Source organism: Methylobacterium sp. J-059, assembly GCF_022829485.1.
Lineage (GTDB): Bacteria > Pseudomonadota > Alphaproteobacteria > Rhizobiales > Beijerinckiaceae > Methylobacterium.
Map to the genome: position 1 here is coordinate 30,674 of NZ_JAKSYA010000032.1, position 22,913 is coordinate 53,586.

The window sequence follows — 22,913 nt, forward strand, 5'->3', positions numbered from 1 at the left end:
GACGGCATGGCGGCCAGCATCGACCCGGGGCACTCCGTCGCCTTGCGACCGGATCCGATCCATCAGTTCGAGCTCAAGTCGATCCTGCCCTTCGGGCATCTCGGCCATCAGGAACTCGCGTTCACCCAGTCGGCGCTCTACATGTTCGCCGCCGTCGGCGTCATCGCACTCCTGACGATCGTCGCCACCTCCAGCCGCTCGGTCGTGCCGGGCCGGATGCAGTCGCTGGCCGAGATCTTCTACGAGTTCATCGCCGACACCCTGCACCAGGCCACCGGCGACGGCGGCAAGCGCTTCATGCCGCTGGTGTTTTCGCTGTTCATGTTCGTGTTGATCCTCAACCTGTTCGGCATGATCCCCTACGCCTTCGCGGTGACCAGCCACCTCGTCATCACCTTCGGCCTCGCTGCCCTGGTGATCTCGGTCGTGGTGATCTACGGCGTGATGAAGCACGGCGCGCACTTCTTCGGCTTGTTCGTGCCGCAGGGCGTGCCCAAGCCGCTGCTGGCCCTCCTCGTGCCGATCGAGGTGATCTCGTTCATCTCGCGGCCGATCAGCCTGTCGGTGCGTCTGTTCGCGAACGTGCTTGCCGGTCACATCGCGATGAAGATCTTCGCGTTCTTCGTCGTCGGGCTGCTTTCCGCAGGCGCATGGAGCGTGCTATCGCCCCTCCCGCTGTTCCTGACGATCGCGCTGACGGCTCTCGAATTCCTCGTTGCGGCGCTTCAGGCCTACGTCTTCGCGACGCTGACGGCGATCTACCTCAACGACGCGCTTCACCCCGGCCACTGAACAGGCCGGCTCCACCCGCGGCAAACGACGCACTCTCAAGACACTTCAGGAGTTTTCTATGGATCCCGTCGCTGCGAAGTACATCGGCGCCGGCCTCGCCTGCCTCGGCATGGCCGGCGCGGGCATCGGCCTCGGCAACCTGTTCGGCCAGTTCCTGGCAGGCGCCCTTCGCAACCCCTCGGCCGCCGACGGCCAGCGCGCCACGCTGCTCCTCGGCTTCGCGCTGACGGAAGCGCTCGGCATCTTCTCGCTGCTGATCGCCCTGCTCCTGCTGTTCGCCGTCTGATCGACGCCGACACCGCCGCCGCGCCGTTCGAGGTCGCGGCGGCCGATCACCAGTGAGCGCTCCGCCCCTCGCGCGAGCGCTCCATCGTCTTTCAAGGTCATACGGACGGGGCCATGGCGCAGCCGAATTCCCTCACCACACCGCCCGCCGGTTCCGACGTCCACATGGTCCCGGCCGGTGCCGCGGAGCCGGCGCACGCCGCCGCGTTCCCGCCCTTCGAGACCCACACCTTCCTGGCGCAGCTGATCTGGCTCGCCCTCGCCTTCGGCCTGCTCTACTGGCTGATGGCCAACATCGCGCTCCCGCGCATCCAGGGCATTCTCCACGACCGCTCCGCGCGCCTCGCCGCCGACCTCGACCAGGCGCAGGCGATGAAGACGGAAGCCGACGCCGCCGGCGAGGCCTACGCCAAGTCGCTGCGCGACGCGCAGGGCAAGGCCCGCGAGATCGCGCAGGGCACCCGCACCGAGCTCGCCGCCGCCGCCGAGACCAAGCGCAAGGCGCTCGAGGCCGAGCTCAACCAGAAGATCGCAGCCTCCGAGGCGACGATCCAGAGCCGGACGCAGGAAGCCATGGGCAACGTCCGCGCCATCGCCAGCGAGACCGCCTCCGCGATCGTCGAGCGGCTGACGGGCCAGGCGCCGGACCAGGCCAGCCTCGACCGCGCCCTCGATTCCACCGCGACCGCGCACTGAGACGGAAGAACCGACCATGTTGATGACAGCGGAATTCTGGGTCGCGGTCGCCTTCCTCGTCTTCATGGCGATCGTCTGGAAGGTCGGCGGCTTCGGGATCATGACCAAGGGCCTCGACGGCCGCGCCGTCCGCGTGCGCCACGAGCTCGACGAGGCCAAGCGCCTGCGCGAGGAGGCGGCCGCCGTGCTGGCTGACTACAAGCGCCGCCGCGCGGAAGCGGAGCGCGAGGCCGAGACCATCATCGCGAGCGCCCGCGACGAGGCCGAGCGTGCCGCCGCCGAGGGCCGCCAGCGCCTCGACGACTTCATCGCCCGCCGCACCAAGTCGGCCGAGACCAAGATCGCCCAGGCCGAGGCCAAGGCCCAGGCCGAGGTCCGTGCCGCAGCGGCCGACGCCGCGGTGAAGGTCTCCGAGACGATCCTGCGCGAGCGCATGCAGGGCGAGGCCGCCCAGGCGCTGTTGCGTTCGAGCCTCGGCGAGATCCGCACCCGCATGCGGGCCTGACCCTTCCGGGCAGGACCGACCGATCAAGCCGCCTCCGGGCGGCTTTTTCGTGCGCGTGCCTTCGCTCGCCCCGCTCACGTGCCGGAGACCGAAGCGGTCCAGCGCCGATGATGGCGCTGGTGCCCTCTTCCACCCGGCGACTGCGTCGATCTATTTCGCAAGAATGTCGGGGACGGCGTGCGCCTCCCCTCCCCCCTCTGCGGGGGGGGGCACGGTGGGCGACGCTTCCCGAAAGATGGATCCGTCCCACGAAACGGGAGTGACGCGGATCGCCGCTCGCTCGCTGTCGCCGCCTCGAGAATCGGAGCTGCAGGAGGTGCCATTCGACACCGCGCGCGTCGGCCGCCCGGTGGTCGGCCTGCTGCTCAACCGACAGATGCTATAGGGCACACCGTCCTCGCCGTGCCGGGCGGGCCATCCTCCACGGACTGCGATGTCGCCGATCATCTCCATCGACAATCTGTCGAAGACCTACGCCTCGGGCCTGTCGGCGCTGAAGACCTTGAACCTCGCGATCGCGCGCGGCGAGATCTTCGCTCTGCTCGGGCCGAACGGCGCCGGCAAGTCGACCCTGATCAACATCGTCTGCGGCATCGTCACGCCGAGCACCGGCACCGTGACGGTCGACGGGCACGACATCGCCTCGGGCTATCGCGGGGCGCGCAAGGCGATCGGGCTGGTGCCGCAGGAACTCACCACCGACGCGTTCGAGAGCGTGTGGAACACGGTGAGCTTCACCCGCGGCCTGTTCGGGCTGAAGAAGGATCCCGGCCATATCGAGCGGGTGCTGCGCGACCTCTCCCTGTGGGAGAAGCGCGATTCACGGCTGATGACCCTGTCGGGCGGCATGAAGCGCCGGGTGCTCATCGCCAAGGCGCTGTCGCACGAGCCCAAGGTCCTGTTCCTCGACGAGCCCTCGGCGGGCGTCGACGTGGAGCTGCGCCAGGACATGTGGCGCATGGTGCGGCGCCTGCGCGAGCAGGGCGTCACCGTGATCCTGACCACGCACTACATCGAGGAGGCCGAGGAGATGGCCGACCGGATCGGCGTGATCCGAAAGGGCGAGATCATCCTCGTGGAGGAGAAGGCCGAGCTGATGCGCAAGCTCGGGCGCAAGCAGCTCACCCTCCAGTTGCTGGCCCCCCTCGCCGCGCTGCCGGTGGATCTCGCCGACCGCGGCCTCGAGCTCGGCCCGGGCGGGCAGGAGCTGGTCTACACCTACGATGCCAAGGGCGAGCGCACCGGCATCACCGGCCTGCTCACCGATCTCGGCGCGGCCGGCATCCGGTTCAGCGACCTGCGCACCAGCCAGTCGTCGCTCGAGGACATCTTCGTCGATCTCGTCAGGGAACGCGCATGACCGCGGCCGCCGCGAGGTCCGAACCATCCATCCCCCGGCTGCCGGCAGGCGCGAACGCGCGTCGCAGCCTGGGGCGTCGGCATCGAGAGGCAAACCGATGAACTGGCCGGCCATCCGCGCGATCTACCGGTTCGAGATGAGCCGCTTCTGGCGCACGGCGATGCAGAGCATCCTGGCGCCGGTGATCTCCACCTCGCTCTACTTCGTGGTGTTCGGCGCGGCGATCGGCTCGCGGATGAGCACCGTGGACGGCGTGCCCTACGGCCTGTTCATCGTGCCCGGGCTCGTGATGCTCGCGCTGCTGACCCAGAGCATCGCCAACGCCTCGTTCGGCATCTACTTCCCGCGCTTCGCCGGCACGATCTACGAGATCCTCTCGGCGCCGATCTCGCCGGTCGAGGTGGTGCTCGGCTATGTCGGGGCGGCGGCCTCGAAGTCGATCCTGATCGGGCTGATCATCCTCGCGACCGCCGCGCTGTTCGTGCCGCTGCACATCGAGCACCCGGTATGGATGATGGCCTTCCTGGTGCTGACGGCGGTGACGTTCAGCCTGTTCGGCTTCGTCATCGGCCTGTGGGCCGACGGCTTCGAGAAGCTGCAGCTGGTGCCGCTCCTCGTCGTGACGCCGCTGACCTTCCTCGGCGGCAGCTTCTACGCGATCGAGATGCTGCCGCCGTTCTGGCGCACCGTCAGCCTGGCGAACCCGGTGGTCTACCTGATCAGCGGGTTTCGCTGGGCCTTCTTCGGCACGGCCGACGTCGCCATCGGCATCAGCCTGGCGATGACCGGCCTGTTCCTGGCGGTCTGCCTCGGGCTCGTCGCCTGGATCTTCCGCACCGGCTACCGCCTCAAGAGCTGAGCCGCCGGCCCGGCTGCCTGGAGCCGTTCGAAAACGCATAAAGACATCTTTATGTCTTGATTGCTTCGTATCCGGCGCTCTGCTAGATGCCTCGGCGAGAGGCAACCCGCGACACGGAGCGAAGCGAAATGGCCCAGGATTACATCGTCAAGGACATCGGCCTGGCCGAGTACGGCCGCAAGGAGATCTCGATCGCCGAGACCGAGATGCCGGGCCTGATGGCCACCCGCGAGGAATACGGCCCGTCGCAGCCGCTCAAGGGCGCCAAGATCGCCGGCTCGCTGCACATGACGATCCAGACCGCGGTGCTGATCGAGACGCTCAAGGCTCTCGGCGCCGACATCCGCTGGGTCTCGTGCAACATCTACTCGACCCAGGACCACGCCGCCGCGGCGATCGCCGCCGCCGGCATCCCGGTCTTCGCCATCAAGGGCGAGACCCTCGAGGAGTACTGGGACTACACCTCGAAGCTGTTCGACTGGCATGGCGGCGGAACGCCGAACATGATCCTCGACGACGGCGGCGACGCCACCATGTTCGTCCACCTGGGCCTGCGCGCCGAGAACGGCGACACCGCCTTCCTCGACAAGCCCGAGTCGGAGGAGGAGGAGATCTTCTTCGCGCTCCTGAAGAAGAAGCTCGCCGAGAAGCCGAAGGGCTGGTTCGCCGGTCTCGCCGACGCGATCAAGGGCGTCTCGGAGGAGACCACCACCGGCGTCCACCGCCTCTACAACCTCGCCAAGGAGGGCAAGCTGCTCTTCCCGGCGATCAATGTGAACGACGCGGTCACCAAGTCGAAGTTCGACAACCTCTACGGTTGCCGCGAGTCGCTGGTGGACGGCATCCGCCGCGGCACCGACGTGATGATGGCCGGCAAGGTCGCGATGGTCGCCGGCTTCGGCGACGTCGGCAAGGGTTCGGCCTCCTCGCTGCGCCATGCCGGCTGCCGCGTGCTGGTCTCGGAAGTCGATCCGATCTGCGCGCTCCAGGCCGCGATGGAAGGCTACGAGGTCGTGACGATGGAAGACGCGGCGCCCCGCGCCGACATCTTCGTCACCGCCACCGGCAACAAGGACATCATCACCCTCGACCACATGCGGGCGATGAAGGACCGGGCGATCGTCTGCAACATCGGCCACTTCGACAACGAGATCCAGGTCGCCGGCCTGAAGAACCTCAAGTGGTCGAACATCAAGCCGCAGGTCGACGAGATCACCTTCGCCGACGGCCACCGCATCATCCTGCTGTCGGAAGGCCGCCTGGTGAACCTCGGCAACGCCACCGGCCACCCGTCCTTCGTGATGTCGGCCTCGTTCACCAACCAGACGCTGGCCCAGATCGAGCTCTGGACCAACCCGGGCAAGTACGAGAAGCAGGTCTACACCCTGCCGAAGGCGCTCGACGAGAAGGTCGCGCTGCTCCACCTCGAGAAGATCGGCGTGAAGCTCTCGAAGCTCCGCCCCGACCAGGCCGCCTATATCGGCGTTTCCGAGAACGGCCCGTTTAAGCCCGACCACTACCGCTACTGAGACCCTCGGCGCGGGGACGCGCCGGGCAGGACCGATGCGAGACAGGAGGGCCCGGCGGTTGCGCCGGGCCCTCTTCGTTTGTCAAGGCACCACCGCCCGGCCGGACTGTGTCTTCTGTGTGTCGTTCGCACACGACCTGCCGACCCACGGTTACGGCCAAGCTAATTCCGCTTCCGGCGCAAATCCCCGACGCGTTAGACTGCCCCCGGTTCGGCAGGTCGTCAGGTCGTCGCGTCTCCCCTCCCCCCGAAACGGGGCGCGGGGAACCGGCGCCGCATGCGCCACGCATTCGTTCGCGTCGGTCCGACCGGCGGTTTTGGGAGACGGGACGGATCATGGAGGTCGATCGGGCGGCACGGCGCATCGCCGGGGCCGGCGCTCTCTTCGCCGCCGCGACCGGCCTCCCGGCTCCGTCCCTCGCGGCGGGCGCCGACCTTCCGGCCTGGGGATTCGGCTCGCACATGCACAACGTCGCGGCCGCGGCGATCTTCGGCGGCCTCGTCGCCTTCGCCACCATCGTCGCCCTGCTCTACCTGAGCGAGCGCTCGCGCTGGACCCGGCGGGAGCGCGAGCAGGCCGCGGCCCTCGACGCGCTCAGCGGCGCCCACGACCGCGCCGAGATGCTGCTCGCCGCCGAGCGCCAGATCATCGTGACCTGGGACGGGCGGAGCGGGCCGGTGGTCGAGGGCGACGTCGGGCTGGCCTTCGACGGCACGCGCCCCGCGATCGGCTCCGCCCGCCGCATCCTCGCCTTCGGCACGTGGCTGGTGCCGACCGACGCCGAGGCGATCGAGACCGCGGTCGAGGCCCTGCGCATCCGGGGCACGAGCTTCCGCACCACCCTGCGCAGCCAGTCCGGCCGCAGCATCGAGGCGCAGGGCCAGGCGGTGGCCGGGCGCGTCCTGCTGCGCCTGCGCGAGACCACGGAGGATCGCCGCCAGATCTCGGAGTTGCGCGAGACCCTCGAGGATGCCCGCCGCGGCCTGTCGGCGCTGGCCGGCCTGCTCGACGCGATCCCGCAGCCGGTCTGGCGGCGCAACCGCGAGGGCGGCCTCGCCTGGGTCAACACCGCCTACGTCGCCGCGGTCGAGGCGGCGAACCGCGAATCCGCGATCCAGGCCGGGATCGAGCTGCTCGACCGCCCGGCCCGCGAGATGATCGCCCGCGAGGACGGCCAGCGCCGCCCCGCCGGCCAGCGCGCCGCGTTGCGCCTGTCGGCGGTGGTGGCCGGCGGCCGCCGCATCCTCGACGTCACCGAAACCGCCCTGGAGGGCGGGCGGGTCGGGATCGCGGTCGACGTCTCCGAGCTCGAGAGCGTCCGCGCCGACCTGCAGCGCCAGATGGATGCGAACGTGCGCACCCTCGACCAGCTGCCGACCGCGGTGGCGATGTTCGATGCCGGGCAGCGCCTGATCTTCCACAACGCCGCCTACCGCCAGCTCTGGGAGCTCGACCAGGGCTTCCTCGACGGGCGCCCGCTCGACGGCGAGATCCTCGACCATCTCCGCGCCCAGCGGAAGCTGGAGGAGCATGCCGACTTCCGCAGCTGGAAGCAGGGCGTGCTCGCGGCCTACCGCTCGGCCGAGGCGAACCCCGCCTGGTGGTACCTGCCCGACGGCCGCACGCTGCGCGTGCTGGCCGAGCCGAACCCGCAGGGCGGCCTCACCTACCTGTTCGACGACGTCTCGGACCGGATGAAGCTCGAATCCCGCTACAACGCGCTGATGCGGGTGCAGGCCGAGACGCTGGACACCCTCAAGGAGCCCGTGGCGGTCTTCGGCGCCGACGGTCGCCTGACCTTCGCCAACCGCGCCTTCGCCACCGCTTGGCGCCTCGACCCCGAGACGCTGGAGGCGCGTCCGCACGTCGAGGCGGTGATCGAGGCGTGCCGCGTGCTGGCGCCGGCCGACGAGCCCTGGCTCGACATCCGCGACGCGGTGGTCGGGCTCGAGTCCCGCACCGGCCTCGCCTGCAAGCTCGAGATGGTCGACGGCACCGTGCTCGACTGTGCCGCTCAGCCCCTGCCCGAGGGCGCGACGCTGATCACCCTGATCGACGTGACCGCGAGCGTGAACGTCGAGCGGGCGCTGACCGAGAAGAACGACGCGCTGGAGAAGGCGGCGCAGCTGCGCGACACCTTCGTCCACCACGTCTCCTACGAGCTGCGCTCGCCGCTGACCAACATCATCGGCTTCACCCAGCTGCTCGGCGACGAGACGGTCGGCGCCCTCAACGCGCGCCAGCGCGAGTATTCCGAACACATCATGCGCTCGTCGGGGGCGCTGCTGGTGATCATCAACGACATCCTCGACCTCGCCTCGATCGATGCCGGCTCGCTCGAGCTCCAGCGCGAGACCGTCGACGTCCAGGCGACCGTCGAGGCGGCCCTGCTCGGCATCGAGGACCGCCTCGCGGAATCCGACCTGAACCTCGTCCTCGACGTGCCCGACGACATCGGCAGCGTGTTCGTCGACGGCAAGCGCGTGCGCCAGATCCTGTTCAACCTGATGTCGAACGCGGTCGGCTTCTCCAGCGCCGGCCAGAGCATCACCGTTCGGGCGCGGCGGAATGCGGGCGACCTCGTGCTCAGCGTGCGCGACCAGGGCCGCGGCATGCCGCCCGAGATCGCCGCCCATGTGTTCGACCGCTTCGAGAGCCACACGCTGGGCACCCGCCACCGCGGCGTCGGCCTCGGCCTGTCGATCGTTCGCTCCTTCGTCGAGCTGCACGGCGGCCGGGTGTCGCTCGATTCGCGGCCCGGGGCCGGCACCTGCGTCAGCTGCAGCTTCCCGATCGTCGCGCCGACGATGCCGTCGGCGCGCGACTCCGAGGCGGCCGAGTAGGCCGCTTTCCGTCAGCCGAGCGCCCGCGCCGCCTCGGCCACCGCCTGGACGCGGCCGTCCACCGTCCGCGAGGCTTCCGCGATCCCGTCCATGTTCAGCCGGACGCGCTGGACGCTCTCGGCCGCGTTCTGCATGTTGACCGACATGTCGCGCGTCACCGCCGCCTGCTGCGTCACCGCGGAGGAGACGCTGAGCGAGATGTGGCTGACCTGCCCGATCGTCTGCCCGACCAGCTCGATCGCCCGCACCGCCTCCGCGGTCGCCTCCTGGACGGCCGTGACCTGCTTGCCGATCTCCTCGGTCGCGCGCGAGGATTGCGTCGCCAGCGCCTTGACCTCGGCGGCGACGACGGCGAACCCGCGGCCGGCCTGCCCGGCGCGCGCGGCCTCGATCGTCGCGTTGAGCGCCAGCAGGTTGGTCTGGTCGGCGATGGTGCGGATCGTGGTGATCACGCTGCCGATCCGCTCGGCCGAGGCGGTGAGCCCGGAGATGATGGTGCGCGCCTCGTCGGAGCGGCCGACCGCCTCGTCGGAGGCCGTCTTGGCGTCGATCGCGTGCCGCGTCAGCTCCTCGATCGAGGTCGAGAACTCCTCGGCGCCGGCGGCGACCGCCTGGACGTTGCCGGAGGTCTCGGCGGCCGCGCGCGCGGTCTCCGTCGACTGCCGGCTCACCCCCGACATCTCCTGCATGATGTGGCCGAGGTCGACCTCGATCAGGCGCTGGCCTTCGGCGCGGCGGCGGCGCTCGTGCACCTGGGCGGTCACGTCGGTGGCGAACTTCACGACCGCGAAGGGGCGGCCGTCGCGATCGAGGATCGGGTTGTAGGCGCCGTGGATCCAGACCTCGTTGCCGCCCTTGCCCATCCGGCGGAACTCGCCCGCCTGGAAGGTGCCTCCGGCCAGCGCCTTCCAGAACGTGGCGTAGGCCGGGGAATCGGCCTCGGCCGCGTCGACGAAGATCCGATGGTGGCGGCCTTTGATTTCGTCGAGCCGGTAGCCCATCGTCATGAGGAAGTTCGCGTTCGCGTCGGTGACGGTCCCGTCGAGGGTGAAGTGGATCACGGCCTGGGAGCGGTTGATCGCGTCGATCTGGCCCTGGCTGGTCGCGGCGGCCATGGTCTCGGCGGTGATGTCGGTGGCGAGCTTCACGATCTGCACCGGCTGGCCCCGCCGATCGAGCACGGGATTGTAGGATGCCTGCAGCCAGATCTCGCGACCGTCCTTCGCCACGCGCTTGAACGAGCGGGCCTGGGTCTCGCCGCGGGCCAGGGCTTCCCAGAAGGCGCGGTAGGCCGCGCTCTCGCGCTCGCTGCGCTCCATCAAGATCCCGTGATGCGCGCCTCGGATCTCGGAAAGCGTATACCCGAACAGGGTCAGGAAGTTCGCGTTCGCGTCGATGATCCGCCCGTCGAGGCCGAAAACGATCCGTGCCTGAGACCGATCGATCGCATCGATCAGGGCGCTCATCTTCTGGTTGAACATCGTCATCGTCAGTACCCCGCGGCGCGCGACATGACTTTTAGCTTGGCAGGCGAGGCTTAAAATTTGATCCACCGCGACTTTTAGCAGGACACCACTACGTGCTCGCGCCGCCCAGTGACGAACTTCGGGACGCATTGAGGTCGTCGAGCACGCTGCGGTCTTTCTTGTCCGCAACACCTTCCGGTTGTTTCAGGCTGCAAGCTCAGCCGGAATATCGGGATCGGGCGTTCCGGACGCATCCGACCGATCGCTACGGCGACGATGAACATCCTGCGCTCGGTCCGGCCCCAGCTTGACCGGGCCTCGTTCGGCCGCCACGACGCTGGCGATGCCCGAGCACGCGCAATCCGGCTGGACCGTCTTCCGCAACGGCGATTTCCGCCTGTTCGGGATCTCCCGTTTCCTGACTGGTCTCGCCTACCAGATGCAGGCCGTGGCCGTCGGCTGGTTCGTCTACGACCTGACCCGCTCGGCCTGGGCGCTCGGGCTCGTCGGCCTGGCGGGCTTCCTGCCGGCGATGCTCGCCGCGCTGATCACCGGGCACGTCGCCGACACCTACGACCGCCGCCTCGTGGCGGCGGCGGCCTTCGCGGTGCAGGCGGCGACGAGCGCGGCGCTTCTCGCCTATGCCTGGAGCGGCGCGAGCGCGGTGTGGCCGGTCTACGGGCTCGTCGTGCTGATCGGGACGGCGCGCGCCTTCGCCAACCCCGCCCTGCAGGCGCTGCTGCCGACGCTGGTGCCGCGCGACCTCTTCGGCGCCGCGATCGCCTGGAACGCCTCGCTCTGGCAGAGCGCGTCGGTGCTCGGGCCGGCTTTCGGGGGCTTCCTCTACGCGCTCGGGCCGATGGTCGTGTTCGGCTCGGCGTCGGCCAGCTTCGCGCTGGCGGCGCTCGCGACCACGGCGATCCGCTATCGGCCCGCGGCGGTCACGGAGCGGCCGCCGGTGACCTGGGCGACGCTGTCGGCCGGGATCGGCTACATCCGCGCGCACCCGGTGGTGCTCGGCGCGATCAGCCTCGACCTGTTCGCGGTGCTGCTCGGGGGCGCCACCGCCCTGCTGCCGATCTTCGCCGCCGAAGTGCTGCATGTCGGCCCGCTCGGACTCGGCGCGCTGCGCAGCATGCCGGCCGCCGGCGCCGTGCTGACGGCGATCGTGCTCGCCTACCGGCCGCTGCGGCGTCATGCGGGCGTGCGGATGCTGCGCGCCGTGGCGGTGTTCGGCCTCGCCATCATCGTGTTCGGGCTCTCGACCTCGCTGCCGCTGTCGATGGCCTGCCTGTTCGTCACGGGCGCGGCCGACATGATCAGCGTCTACGTCCGCCAGACCTTCGTGCAGGGCGAGACGCCGGACGCGATGCGCGGCCGGGTCTCGGCCGTGAACACCGTCTTCATCGGCGCCTCGAACGAGCTCGGCGAGTTCGAGTCCGGCTCGGTCGCGGCGCTCATCGGCGCGGTGCCGGCGGTGGTCGTCGGCGGCGCCGCGACGGTGCTCGTCGCGGTGCTGTGGGGCCGGATCTTCCCGGCCCTGCGGGCCCGCGACCGCCTGCTGCGCGAGGGGTGAGGCCGGCGACCGACGGCAAACGGCCAAGCTAACCCATTCCGGCCAGGATGCGCTGCTCTACGGACGGCCGCCCGGCTGGTCCGGGTTCGTGGAGGAAGAAGATTTTGCTCGTCCGTACCGTCGTCGCGTTCGCCCTCACCACCACCGCCGCGCTCGCCGCGCCGAACGCGTCGGCCGTGCCCGACCGCGCCGCGCTGAAGCAGAACTGCACCGGCGACTACCTCGCCCTGTGCAGCGAGTTCGCCCCCGACAGCCCCGAGGTGCATGCCTGCTTCAAGCAGAACCGCGCCAGCCTGTCGCCGAACTGCCAGGCCGCCATCGGCAGCTACACGAAGGCGCAGAAGCGGGGCTGAGGCGGCCCCGTCGTGCGGCCGTCGACGGATCGGGGTCCTGGAACGGACGACGCCCGTCACGTCGCGTCCTCGACGCTGCCGCGCGACCGATTATCCCTTCTGCATGCGTTCAGGGCCCGCAAAGGGATGATGGCAGGTTGACCAGGCATTCGACAGTCGATCGAGCCCGTCGGACGGTGATCTGCGAACCGATCGACCTCGCCTAGCGAGCGACGCCGCTGGCTTCCGATCCGGTCCCGTCGCGGCGGGATGCCGGCCAGGCCGAACGCGCCGCGCTGCGCGATCGCGCAGCCGCGCTTGCCCGGGACGCCCTCGCGACGGAGGGTCGGGGCGATGCGGTCGAGCCCGACCGGTAGGTGGCCCCGGTGCCGAGGCCTACTTCCCCGAGAGCAGCGGCGACCAGGTCGGGTCCGAGGCGTAGGACGGCGTCGGGACCGGCGCCTCCACCTTGCCGGTGATGTCGACCATGTAGAGCTTGCCGCCGCCCTGGCCGCCGGGGTCGCGGAAGAACAGCACGTACTGCCCGTTCGGCGCGAAGGTCGGGCCCTCGTTGTGAAAGCCCTCGGTGAGCACGCGCTCGCCCGAGCCGTCGGGCTTCATCACGCAGATCGCGAAGCCGCCCTTGCGCTGGCGGGTGAAGGCGATCAGGTCCCCGCGCGGCGACCAGGCCGGCTGCGAGGCCGAGCCTTCGCCGAACGAGATCCGGTGCGGGTTCGAGCCGTCGGCGCCCATCACGTAGACCTGCTGCGAGCCGCCGCGGTCGGATTCGAACACGATCTGGCTGCCGTCCGGCGAGTAGGTCGGCGAGGTGTCGATCGCGTTGCCGTTGGTGATCGAATGCTGCGCCTTCGAGGCGATGTCCATGGTGACGATGTCGGCGTTGCCGCCCTGCTGCACGCTCATCACGAGGCGGCGGCCGTCGGGCGAGAAGCGCGGGCTCGCGCTCATCGAGTCGAAGTTGCCCATCGCCGTCCGGCTACCGGTCTCGAGGTTGATCACCTGCACCCGCGGCTGGTGGCCGGTGGCCTGGGCCATGAAGGCGATGTCCTGCGTCGCGGGCGAGTAGCGCGGCGCGACGATGGCGTTCTCGCCGGTGGTGAGCGCGCGGACGTTGGCGCCGTCCTGGTCCATCACCATCAGGCGCTTGCGGCGGTTCTCCTTCGGGCCGGACTCGTCGACGAAGGCGATGCGGCTGTCGAACCACGGACCGAGACCGGTGATCTTGGTGTAGACGCTGTCCGAGATCAGGTGGCCGGCGCGGCGCGCGTTGGCGGCGTCGGTGCCGTATTGCTGGCCGGTGATCTGCTGGCCCGAGGTGACGTCCCAGAGGCGGAACTCGACCTTCAGCCGGCCGGAGCCGTCGCGCGAGACGCGGCCGGTAACGAGGCCCTGCACGCCCGCGGCGCGCCACTTCTCGAAGCCGGGGGCGGCATCGAAGTTCGGCGATTCCGGGAAGCGGCCCTTCTCCAGCGGCAGGAAGTAGCCCGAGCGGCGCAGATCGTTCGTCACCACGCTCGAGACGAGGCCGCCGAGGTTCGGGTCGCCCGAGAAGTCGGTCACCGCGATCGGCATCGGCTGGAACGCGCCGCCGCCGATGCGGAGCTGAAGCTGGGCCTGCGCCGGCGCGGCGAGGCCCAGCGTCGCCAGCAGCAGCAGCGCGAGGCCATAGAGGGCGGCGGGCACGTGCCGGGCCCGGGTGAGCGATCGATGCAGCATGGGTCTGGTCCGGGAGCGTTGGAACGGGTGCCGGCGAGGTCCTGGCGTCAGGTCGTCAAGGCGGCGTCGGCGGTCAGGTCGCGGTGAACTCGAACTCCGCGTTGATCGCCTTCCAGTCGTTGTAATAGGGCTGGTACTGCGCCGGGATCTTGTAGGGCGCGCAGCGGCGCACCGCACGCAACGCCGCCTGCGCGATCGACTGGTCGACCGAACTCGATCCGCCGCGCATGATCCGCGGCTCGGTCGAGAGCGAGCCGTCGGCGTTCAGGCGGATGTCGAGCACCGGCAGCACCACCCCCTGGGCGGCGCCCGGGGGCGCCGAGTAGCAGCGCTCGATCTGCTGCTGCAGCATGCCGACGAGCGCGTCGCGCAGCGACGGCGACAGGCGCTGGGCGGTGCCGGTGGCGGCGCCGAGCGAGGCCGTGCGCTGGACCTCGTGGCCGGTGGCGCCGGTCGATTGCGACGGCGCCTTCGAGGCCAGGATCGACTTGATGTCGCCGGCATTGAGCTTGGCGGCCAGCTCGGCCTGCTTGCGCGCCTTCGCCTCGGCGTCGGCCTTGGCCTTCGCGTCGGCGACCGCCTTCGCCTTCGCCTTGGCGGCGGCCTCGGCCTTCGCCGCGGCGGCGGCCTCCGCCTTCTCCTTGGCCTCTTCGGCCTTCGCCTCGGCGATCTCCTTCTGGCGCTCGGCCTCGGCTTCCGCCTTCGCCTTGGCTTCGGCCTTGGCGGCCGCCGCCTTCTCGGCGGCCTTCGCGGCTTCCTTGGCTGCGTCCGCCTTGGCCTTCGCTTCGGCCTTCGACTTGGCTTCCGCGGCCGCCGCCTCGGCCTCCTCGCGCTCGACCAGCTTGGCGAGCTGCTCGCGCTTCACGGCTTCGGCCTTGGCGGCCTCGGCAGCGGCCTTCGCTTCGGCCTTCGCGGCGGCGGCCTTCTCCGCGGCCGCGGCCTTGGCCGCTTCCGCCTTGGCCTCGGCCTTGGCGGCGTCGGCCTTCTCGGCGTCCGCCTTCTCCTTGGCCATCTTGGCGGCCTTCGCCGTCTCGGCGGCGGGATCGGGCTCGTTGACGCGCAGCGGCATCTCGTCGGCGTTGGCGAGCTTCATGTCGCTGGTGCGCGTCGGCGCGGTCGGAGAATCGACCTTGGCGTTCTCCGGCTCCTTCTCCTCGAACTTCTCGGCCTTCTTGTCGGCCCGCGGCTTGGCGTCCGACAGCGGCTTCTCGGCGTTGCGCTCGCCCTTGGTCAGCTCCGAGAACTGGTTCTCGGTGATCACCTCGACGGGCACGCCCTCCTGCGCCTCGGGAAGCGCGGGCGCGGCGACGCTGAACAGGGCGAAGACCAGCAGCCCGACATGGGTGCCGGCCGAGACCCAGAAGCCCGGTTCGCTGCGGAAGGAGGGAAGCCTCACAGGTCTGCTACCGCTGCTCGGGCTCGGTGACGAGCGCCACCTTCTTGAAGCCGCCGCCGGTGACGATCGCCATCACCTGGGCGACGCGGCCGTAATCGACCCGCTTGTCGCCGCGCACGAAGACGCGCTCCTCGAAGCCGGACTTGGCCTCCTGGGTCAGCTTCGGGATGATGGTGTCGTCGGTCAGCTCGTCCTCGCCGAGGAAGACCTGTCCCGACTGGCGGATCGACAGCGTCACCGGCTTGGTGTCCGAGTTCAGCGGCGAGGCCTTGGATTGCGGCAGGTCGAGGGGCACGCCCACCGTCATCATGGGGGCCGCCACCATGAAGATGATCAGCAGCACCAGCACGACGTCGATGAACGGCGTCATGTTGATCTCGTTGATCGGGCCGCCGCCGCGGCGTCCCCGCCGCCGCCGCTTGCCGCCGCCCTGCGCGCCCGCCGCCATGCTCATGTGTCGATCCCTTCGCGGATTTCGGTCAGGCGGCGAGCGACAGGCGCTCGTCGATCTGGCGCGACAGGATGGCGGAGAACTCGTCGGCGAAGCCTTCCAGGCGCGACTGCTGCTTGGCGACCGTGGCCTGGAGCTTGTTGTAGGCGAGCACGGCGGGGATCGCCGCGAACAGGCCGATGGCGGTGGCGAACAGCGCCTCGGCGATGCCCGGCGCCACGACGGCGAGCGAGGTGTTCTTCGAGGCCGCGATCGAGGTGAAGGCGGTCATGATGCCCCAGACCGTGCCGAACAGGCCGATATAGGGGCCGGCCGAGCCGATCGAGGCGAGGAACAGCAAGCGGCCCTCGAGGCGCTCGACCTCGCGCTGGATGGTCACGTCCAGCACCTTGTCGATGCGCTGCGACAGCGACTGGATCTGCCGGCCGGTACCCTCGAACGAGCGCTTCCACTCGCGCATGGCGGCGACGAACAGCGCGGCGAGGCCGGTGGCCGGGCGGTCGTTGAACGAGCGATACAGCTCCTCGAGGGACCGGCCGGACCAGAACGCGTCCTCGAACGCATCCATCTCGTCCTTGGTGCGCCGGAACAGCAGCGTCTTGTCGACGATGATCGCCCAGCACCAGATCGAGGAGCCGAGCAGCCCGATCATCACGAACTTGACGACGATGTGGGCCTGGAGGAACAGCCCGAGCAGCGTCATGTCGGCGACGGGCGCGGCCTGCATCGCATCTGCGGGGTTCATGGGCTTTGGTCCTCGGACGTCTCGACGGCGGCGGCGCGACGACCCGGCGGGCCAGCGCGCTCCATCCGAAATCATCGAGCGAATTCAAAGGGAATCGCGTTCGAATCTGTCGAAAGTAAGGGCCGGGTGCGGTGCACGCGGGGCGTCGCTTTCCCACCGCATAAGCGGGCGGGTTGGTTAAGGAAGGGTTGCAGGAGCCAGAGCGCGGCGCAGGGCGTCGGGCAGGCGGATCGCCCGGCCCGCGCGGACGCAGGCGACCACCACCTCGGCGCGGACGAGGACCACGCCGTCCCGGCAGACCTCCTGGTGCAGGTGCATCGAGGCACCGCGCAATTCGCGCGTGCTGGTGACGATGGAGAGCACGTCGTCCATCCGCGCCGGCTTCAGGTAGTCGATCTCCATGCGGCGCACGACGAAGACGAGGCCGTCCGCCTCCCGGTGCAGCTCGGACTGGTCGCCCGCGAGCCCGCGCAGCAGCTCGGTGCGCCCGCGCTCCATGAAGCGCAGGTAGCTCGCGTGGTAGACGAAGCCCGAGAAGTCGGTGTCCTCGTAGTAGACGCGCACCGGCAGCGCTTGGGCATCGATCGATGACGTCACGGGTTCGATGTCCTTCTGCTGCCGCAGGGCGGTGCGGGACGGTGGCAAGGGCCGACGTCCCGTCGGGCACGGATCGGACGAGGGTCCGTCCCCACCCTCCCGTCATCGCGGGGCCGCGCGGCTCCGGGATGACGGGCAGACATGGCGACGGCATGGCGGGCGGAGGAAGTAGACGAGGCCCTCGCGAACGCGAAAAGGCCGCCCCTCGCAGGGCGGCCCTTCCGTCAGTGAATCCGTTTCGACGATGCCGAAGCGGGATCAGCCGCCGATGCGGTTGGCGAGCGAGGCCGAGTGGCCGTGCTCGTTGGCGATGTAGGGCAGCGCCTCGTTGGCGAACTGGCGGCCGGCGGCGTTGTCGCCGTTGCGCGAGTAGGTCTCGTAGAGCTCGAGGGTGCGGGCGTCCGAGCGGGCCTGCTGATCGATATAGGTGCGGTCGAAGTCGCGGCCGTTGCGGGCCGACTTCAGGCGCTCGATCCGGTTCTGGCCGTTCGGGCCGATCGCGACGCGGCGGCCGGGCTCGGTCGGGCTGTTGTCGATGATGCCGACGCCGCCGAGGACGCCGCCGACGATGCTGGTGCCGAGGTTGGCGGCGATGGTCACCGGGGCGAGCACGAGGCCCACTGGGTTGTCGATGCGAGTGTCGAAGCCCTGGCGATCCGAGACGACGGTGCCGCCGGAGGACAGCGACGTGCCCTCGGGCAGGAGCGCCTTGGTGGTGGCCTCACGCTCGGTGATCACGCGGTTGGCGTAGTTCCGGACCTGCGGGTTGCGCGAACGCTCCAGGGCGATGCGGCTCGACTCGATGCTCACGGCATCCGAGCGAAGGGCCTCGGCGCGGAACTCGGGAGTGTCGGTGCCGGCGGCGCCGACGCCGCGCTCGAACGGCGAGACGCGGATGGGAAGGGCGTCCTGGGCGAAGGCGGGGGCGGTTAGCGCGGCGAGCGAGAGACCGAGAACGGCGAGGGTGGCGGTACGCTTCATAGGAGAACGATCCTTTGTGGTTCGCCGGTGCGTCGAGGCCCCAGGCGATTGCGGGCACAACGGGTCGGACCGCCGCTCGTTCCGCACGTGCGAACTACGTAGCCACGCTTCCGGCACATGCTGAGCCGACGAACCGAGACATCGCGGCGTTGTGAAGCGGTACGCGGAGCATCGATTTTATGATTATTCGCAATGCCTTGCTTGGTTTATGGCGGTGGCATGTGACAAGTTTCCGAACCGCGTCCTATGCCGACACGGCATAGCTGAACCGGTGGAACGGCATGCGTCGACGGCGCTGCGCCGCGGCGGAACTCGATGAAACGCGACTTCGTGTCCCGTGCTCGGACGGTCGCTTCGGCAATGCGACGGCACGGACTAGGTTTCGGGCTCGTCCTCGACGAAGAGGCCGATCTGCGTGATCGGATCGCGCTTGGGCATCGCGAAACCCATGTGCTTGAAGGCGTGCTGCGTCAGCACCCGCCCGCGCGGCGTGCGCATCACGAAACCCTGCTGGATCAGGTAGGGCTCGATGATGTCCTCGATTGCGTCGCGGGGCTCCGACAGCGCGGCCGCGATCGTCTCGATCCCGACGGGGCCGCCGCCGAAGGATTTCGCGATCATCGTGAGGTACTTTCGGTCCATCACGTCGAGTCCGACGGGATCGACGTCGAGCAGCTTCAGCGCCCGGTCGGCGATCGCCCGCGTTACGGTCGGCGCCTCGGCGACGACGGCGAAGTCGCGCACCCGCCGCAGCAGGCGGCCGGCGATGCGCGGGGTCCCGCGGGCCCGCCGGGCGATCTCGTTCGCGCCGTCGTCGGACATGCCGAGCCCGAGCACCCGCGCGCCGCGGCTGACGATAAGCTGCAGCTCGTCGATGTCGTAGAATTCGAGCCGGATGGGGATGCCGAAGCGATCGCGCAGCGGCGTCGTCAGCAGGCCCGCGCGGGTGGTGGCGCCGACGAGCGTGAACTTCGGCAGCTCGATCTTGACCGAGCGCGCCGCCGGCCCCTCGCCGATGATCAGGTCGAGCTGGTAATCCTCCATCGCCGGATAGAGGATCTCCTCCACCGCCGGGTTGAGGCGGTGGATCTCGTCGATGAAGAGCACGTCGCGCTCTTCGAGGTTGGTGAGCTGGGCCGCCAGATCCCCGGCCTTGGCGATCACCGGCCCGGAGGTCGAGCGGAAGTTCACGCCGAGCTCGCGCGCCACGATCTGCGCCAGGGTGGTCTTGCCGAGGCCAGGCGGCCCGACGAACAGGACGTGGTCGAGCGCCTGGCCGGTCATCTTCGCCGCCTGGATGAAGATCTCCATGTTGGCGCGCGCCGCCCGCTGCCCGATGAACTCGGACAGGCTCAGCGGACGGATGGTCTGATCGACGTCGTCGGCCCGCTTCTCCGGGTCGAGGATCGCGCTGGTCAGGGGTTTCGGCTTGCTCATGGAGCCTCGGCTGGGGATGCGATCCTCCTAACCCGCGCCCGCGGCGATGTCTAAGCGCGCCTCGCCGCCGTCGGATCGTCCGGCCAAGCCCGAAAAACAACCCTCGATTGTTTTTTCTTCGGCATGGTTGAGGTCGCGTTAATCGTTTCCCGGCCTCCTGGCCCCTGTCTTCACCGCCGCCCCGTGCCGTCGTTCCCGGCACCGGACCGACGACCGCGCCGTCGCGCGATCGCCGGATCGTCTCTTCGCGCCTTCGGATGGGCCGCATGCCGCACCTCGTATCCTGCCCGCCGCGCCGTCGCCTCCTCGCCACGACGGCGGTGCTGCCGCTGATCCTCGGGGCAGCGTCGATGGCGGCGCCCGATCCGGCCCGTGCGGCCTGCGTGGCGACCGCGACGGGCCTCGCCTGCGACGGGCCGGACGACGCGACGCTGGCGAGCCCGGTCGTCGGTCCCGGCGGCCTGTCGAAGGCCGGCACCGGCCGCGTCCTGCTCTCGGCCGCCAACACCTATGCCGGCGGCACCAGCCTCTCGGCCGGCACGCTCGCGACTTCCGCGCCCGGAACGCTCGGCGCGACCGACGGCGCCTTGCTGGTCTCGGGCGGGCGGCTCGACCTCGGCGGCACGGCCCAGGCCGTCGGGCTGGTGCGGCTCACCGGCGGCACCATCGCCGACGGGACGCTGCGCGGCTCGGTCTACGACGTGCAGTCCGGCGGCATCGAGGCCGCGCTGACCGGCCCCGGGCCGCTGGTGAAGACCGGCGCCGGCACCGTGACGCTGTCCGGCGCCAACGACTTCTCCGGCGGCACCCGCGTCGATGGCGGCACGCTGCAGCTGACCGGGAGCGGTCGTCTCGGCGCGGCGGACGCGGCCCTCGTGGTCGGGGGCGGAACGCTCGATCTCGGCGGCACCGCCTCCAGCGCCGGCCCGGTGGTGCTCACCGCCGGCACGATCCGCAACGGCACGCTGCGCGGCGCGATCTATGGCCTGCAGAGCGGTACCGTGGACGCGGTGCTGTCGGGCCCCGGGACGCTCGCCAAGAGCGGCGACGGCACCGTCCTGCTGACCCAGGCCAACAGCTACGCCGGAACCACCTCGGTCACCAACGGGACCCTGCGCGCCGGCATCGCGGGCGCCCTCCCCGCGGGCAGCGCGCTCCTCGTCGCCGGTGCCGGGACCTTCGACCTCGCCGGCTATAACCAGAGCGTCGCCGCGCTGAACGGCGACGGTCGGGTCTCGCTGGGCGGAGCCACCCTCACCGCCGGCTCGAACGGCACCGACGCGCTGTTTTCCGGCACGATCGACGGCACCGGCACCATCGTGAAGACCGGCGCCGGCCGCCTCGACCTCACCGGCGACAGCCCGTTCGCCGGCGGCGTGACGGTGGCGGAAGGCCGCCTGCGGGTCGGCGGCGACCTCGGCGCGGCCGATGTCGGCGTCGCCTCCGGCGCGACGATCGAGGGCATCGGCACGCTCGGCGGCCTCAGCGTCCGCAGCGGCGGCCGCGCGGCGCCGGGCTACGACGGGATCGGCACGCTGTCGGCCAACGGCAACGTGCTGTTCGAGGCAGGCTCGATCTTCCAGGTGAAGGCGGATGCGGCCGGCAACAGCGACCGGATCGCGGCGGGCGGCGTCGCGACCCTGCGCGGCGGCCTCGTCGACGTGCAGGCGCAGGCGGGCGCCTACAGCGCCAACACCACCTACACGATCCTCACGGCAGCGGGCGGCGTGCAGGGGCAGTTCGCCGCCGTCACCTCCAACTTCGCCTTCCTGACGCCGTCGCTGACTTACGCGGACGACGCGGTGCAGCTGCACCTGATCCGCAACGACCTCGGCTTCGACACCGCCGGCGCGACGGTGAACGGCGTCGCCGCCGGCCGGCGCGCGCAGTCGCTCGGTGCCGGCCAGGCGGTCTACGACGCGGTCGGCCCGCTTTCCGCCGCGCAGGCCCGGCAGGCCTTCGACGCGCTCTCGGGCGAGGTCCACGCGAGCGCGGTCACCGCGCTCGTCGAGTCCGGCGGGCTGGTGCGCGAGGCGATCCTCGATCGGATGCGCTGGTCGGACGGCGCCGGCCTCACCTGCACGCCGGCCGCGCCCGGCCTGCCGACAGAGCGTGCACCGATCGCCCGGGTGTCGCTGAACTCCGTGCCCGAATGCGGCACGGGCCTCGGCCCCGGCGGCCTCGACCAGCGGATCGTCGGCTTGTGGGGCCAGGGCTTCGGCAGCTTCGGGCGCACCGGCTCGGACGGCAACGCCGCCGCCCTCCAGCGCAACACCGGCGGCCTCGTGATCGGCGGCGACGTCGCCGCGAGCGACCTGATTCGCGTCGGCGCCGCCGCCGGCTACACCGACACCGCCCTCGACATCCCGCTGCGCATGTCGAGCGGCAACGTCCAGACCGGGTTCGGGTCGGTCTATGCCGGCATCGGCCTCGGCGCGCTCGACCTGCGGATCGGCGGCCTCTACGGCATCAGCGACACCGAGACCCGGCGCGATATCGCGTTCGCCGGCTTTCGCGACAGCGCCCGCGCCTCTTACGGCGGCAGCGTCGCGCAGGGCTTCGGCGAAATCGGCTACCGCATGGACCTCGCCGGCCTGACGCTGGAGCCCTTCGCCGGCGGTGCGGTGATCCGCGTCGGGCAGGACGCCTTTTCCGAGACCGGCGGCGCAGCGGCGCTCACCGGCGCGGCGCGCGACGCCACCGTGTCCACCGCGACCGCGGGCGTGCGGGCCGAGGCGCGGATCGACGGCTTCGTCGGCGGCCTGCCGATGCTGCTGCGCGGCCTCGTCGGGTATCGCGGCGCCTTCGGCGACGTCACCCCGAACGCGCTGCTTGCCTTCAATGCCGGCGGCGTCTCGGCGCTGACCCGCGGCGCGCCGGTCGACCGCAGCGCCGTGCTGCTCGAGACCGGGTTGAGCTGGATCGTCCTACCCTCGACCACCGTCGGCCTGTCCTATGCCGGGCAGATCGGCGCCCGCGCCCAGGACCACGGCGCCAAGGGCAACCTGACCTACCGCTTCTGACGCCGCCACCACGCGACGAGGGCGGCCCAGGTCCTCTCGATCCAGCGGGCAGCCTTCTCCAGCGGCACCTTCAGCCAGGGCACGTCCTGCGCCAGAAGCGCGAGGCCGAGCGGCAGCATCCACAGGCCGAGCACCGGCAGGATCGAGAAGATCCCGCCGAGGATGAGCAGCAGCGCGGCCCCCACCCGCAGCCACAGGCGCGACGGCTCGCGCAGCCAGCCGACGGCGCGCTGCAGCGGCGCGGGCAGCTTTTGGGAAAGGTGCGCGACGCGCTGGTCCCAATCGTCGGGTGTCGGGTTCATC

At 70.4% G+C, this 22,913-nt stretch carries 20 protein-coding genes; 11 read left to right on the plus strand and 9 right to left on the minus strand.

The features are described from left to right. Positions 1–6 precede the first annotated feature (6 nt). The 8 genes from MKK55_RS02035 to MKK55_RS02070 all read left to right on the plus strand — a co-directional run bounded on the left by MKK55_RS02035 (position 7) and on the right by MKK55_RS02070 (position 8,869). Positions 7–792 (plus strand): F0F1 ATP synthase subunit A, encoded by a 786-nt coding sequence (locus MKK55_RS02035; RefSeq protein WP_147727170.1) that lies wholly within the window; start codon positions 7–9, stop codon positions 790–792. A 58-nt stretch (positions 793–850) separates the two neighbouring features. Continuing rightward, on the plus strand, positions 851–1,078 hold the full coding sequence (locus MKK55_RS02040; RefSeq protein WP_007566773.1) for a F0F1 ATP synthase subunit C: 228 nt from the start codon (positions 851–853) through the stop codon (positions 1,076–1,078). A gap of 113 nt (positions 1,079–1,191) precedes the next feature. Beyond that, complete coding sequence (locus MKK55_RS02045) at positions 1,192–1,773, plus strand: F0F1 ATP synthase subunit B' (RefSeq protein ID WP_147727171.1); 582 nt, start codon at positions 1,192–1,194, stop codon at positions 1,771–1,773. Between the two features lie 19 nt (positions 1,774–1,792). Further along, complete coding sequence (locus MKK55_RS02050; protein ID WP_243933105.1) at positions 1,793–2,278, plus strand: ATP F0F1 synthase subunit B; 486 nt, start codon at positions 1,793–1,795, stop codon at positions 2,276–2,278. A 433-nt stretch (positions 2,279–2,711) separates the two neighbouring features. Next, entirely contained in the window at positions 2,712–3,638 is a 927-nt protein-coding gene (locus tag MKK55_RS02055; protein WP_243933028.1) for an ABC transporter ATP-binding protein, read from the plus strand. Positions 3,639–3,735: 97 nt separating this feature from the next. Beyond that, positions 3,736–4,497, plus strand: coding sequence for an ABC transporter permease (locus MKK55_RS02060; protein WP_147727174.1), 762 nt, complete (start codon positions 3,736–3,738; stop codon positions 4,495–4,497). A 128-nt stretch (positions 4,498–4,625) separates the two neighbouring features. Then, on the plus strand, positions 4,626–6,026 hold the full coding sequence (gene ahcY, locus MKK55_RS02065; protein WP_147727175.1) for an adenosylhomocysteinase: 1,401 nt from the start codon (positions 4,626–4,628) through the stop codon (positions 6,024–6,026). Positions 6,027–6,361: 335 nt separating this feature from the next. After that, a complete protein-coding gene (locus tag MKK55_RS02070) occupies positions 6,362–8,869 on the plus strand; it encodes a PAS domain-containing sensor histidine kinase (protein WP_243933029.1) in 2,508 nt (835 codons plus the stop codon). Positions 8,870–8,880: 11 nt separating this feature from the next. Here MKK55_RS02070 and MKK55_RS02075 read toward each other — a convergent pair whose 3' ends face one another. Then, entirely contained in the window at positions 8,881–10,356 is a 1,476-nt protein-coding gene (locus tag MKK55_RS02075; protein WP_243933030.1) for a PAS domain S-box protein, read from the minus strand. Between the two features lie 322 nt (positions 10,357–10,678). Between MKK55_RS02075 and MKK55_RS02080 the strand changes: the two genes are divergently transcribed. After that, positions 10,679–11,911: an MFS transporter gene (locus MKK55_RS02080; RefSeq protein WP_243933031.1), complete on the plus strand. Its 1,233-nt coding sequence runs from the start codon at positions 10,679–10,681 to the stop codon at positions 11,909–11,911. Between the two features lie 104 nt (positions 11,912–12,015). Then, positions 12,016–12,264 (plus strand): hypothetical protein, encoded by a 249-nt coding sequence (locus MKK55_RS02085; RefSeq protein ID WP_147726879.1) that lies wholly within the window; start codon positions 12,016–12,018, stop codon positions 12,262–12,264. Positions 12,265–12,639: 375 nt separating this feature from the next. Here MKK55_RS02085 and tolB read toward each other — a convergent pair whose 3' ends face one another. From tolB to ruvB, 7 genes are all read right to left on the minus strand, one after another. Further along, entirely contained in the window at positions 12,640–13,980 is a 1,341-nt protein-coding gene (gene tolB, locus MKK55_RS02090; protein WP_243933032.1) for a Tol-Pal system beta propeller repeat protein TolB, read from the minus strand. A 73-nt stretch (positions 13,981–14,053) separates the two neighbouring features. Beyond that, positions 14,054–15,376: a cell envelope integrity protein TolA gene (gene tolA, locus MKK55_RS02095; RefSeq protein ID WP_243933033.1), complete on the minus strand. Its 1,323-nt coding sequence runs from the start codon at positions 15,374–15,376 to the stop codon at positions 14,054–14,056. Positions 15,377–15,383: 7 nt separating this feature from the next. Continuing rightward, a complete protein-coding gene (locus MKK55_RS02100) occupies positions 15,384–15,830 on the minus strand; it encodes an ExbD/TolR family protein (protein ID WP_187274707.1) in 447 nt (148 codons plus the stop codon). Between the two features lie 25 nt (positions 15,831–15,855). Next, complete coding sequence (gene tolQ / locus MKK55_RS02105) at positions 15,856–16,572, minus strand: protein TolQ (protein WP_147726885.1); 717 nt, start codon at positions 16,570–16,572, stop codon at positions 15,856–15,858. A gap of 177 nt (positions 16,573–16,749) precedes the next feature. Then, entirely contained in the window at positions 16,750–17,169 is a 420-nt protein-coding gene (gene ybgC / locus MKK55_RS02110) for a tol-pal system-associated acyl-CoA thioesterase (protein WP_409566002.1), read from the minus strand. Between the two features lie 258 nt (positions 17,170–17,427). Further along, on the minus strand, positions 17,428–18,150 hold the full coding sequence (locus MKK55_RS02115; RefSeq protein WP_147843183.1) for a DUF4142 domain-containing protein: 723 nt from the start codon (positions 18,148–18,150) through the stop codon (positions 17,428–17,430). Positions 18,151–18,525: 375 nt separating this feature from the next. Further along, complete coding sequence (gene ruvB / locus MKK55_RS02120; RefSeq protein WP_147843182.1) at positions 18,526–19,587, minus strand: Holliday junction branch migration DNA helicase RuvB; 1,062 nt, start codon at positions 19,585–19,587, stop codon at positions 18,526–18,528. A 266-nt stretch (positions 19,588–19,853) separates the two neighbouring features. On the opposite strand from ruvB, the gene MKK55_RS02125 reads away from it, so the two are divergent. Further along, positions 19,854–22,610 carry an autotransporter domain-containing protein gene (locus tag MKK55_RS02125; protein ID WP_243933034.1) on the plus strand — a complete coding sequence of 919 codons (2,757 nt, stop codon included), beginning with the start codon at positions 19,854–19,856 and terminating at the stop codon, positions 22,608–22,610. Here the strand turns inward: MKK55_RS02125 and MKK55_RS02130 are convergent. Next, complete coding sequence (locus MKK55_RS02130) at positions 22,598–22,912, minus strand: hypothetical protein (protein ID WP_147728504.1); 315 nt, start codon at positions 22,910–22,912, stop codon at positions 22,598–22,600. The two genes, MKK55_RS02125 and MKK55_RS02130, sit on opposite strands and share 13 nt — an antisense overlap. Between the last annotated feature and the right edge of the window lies 1 nt (position 22,913).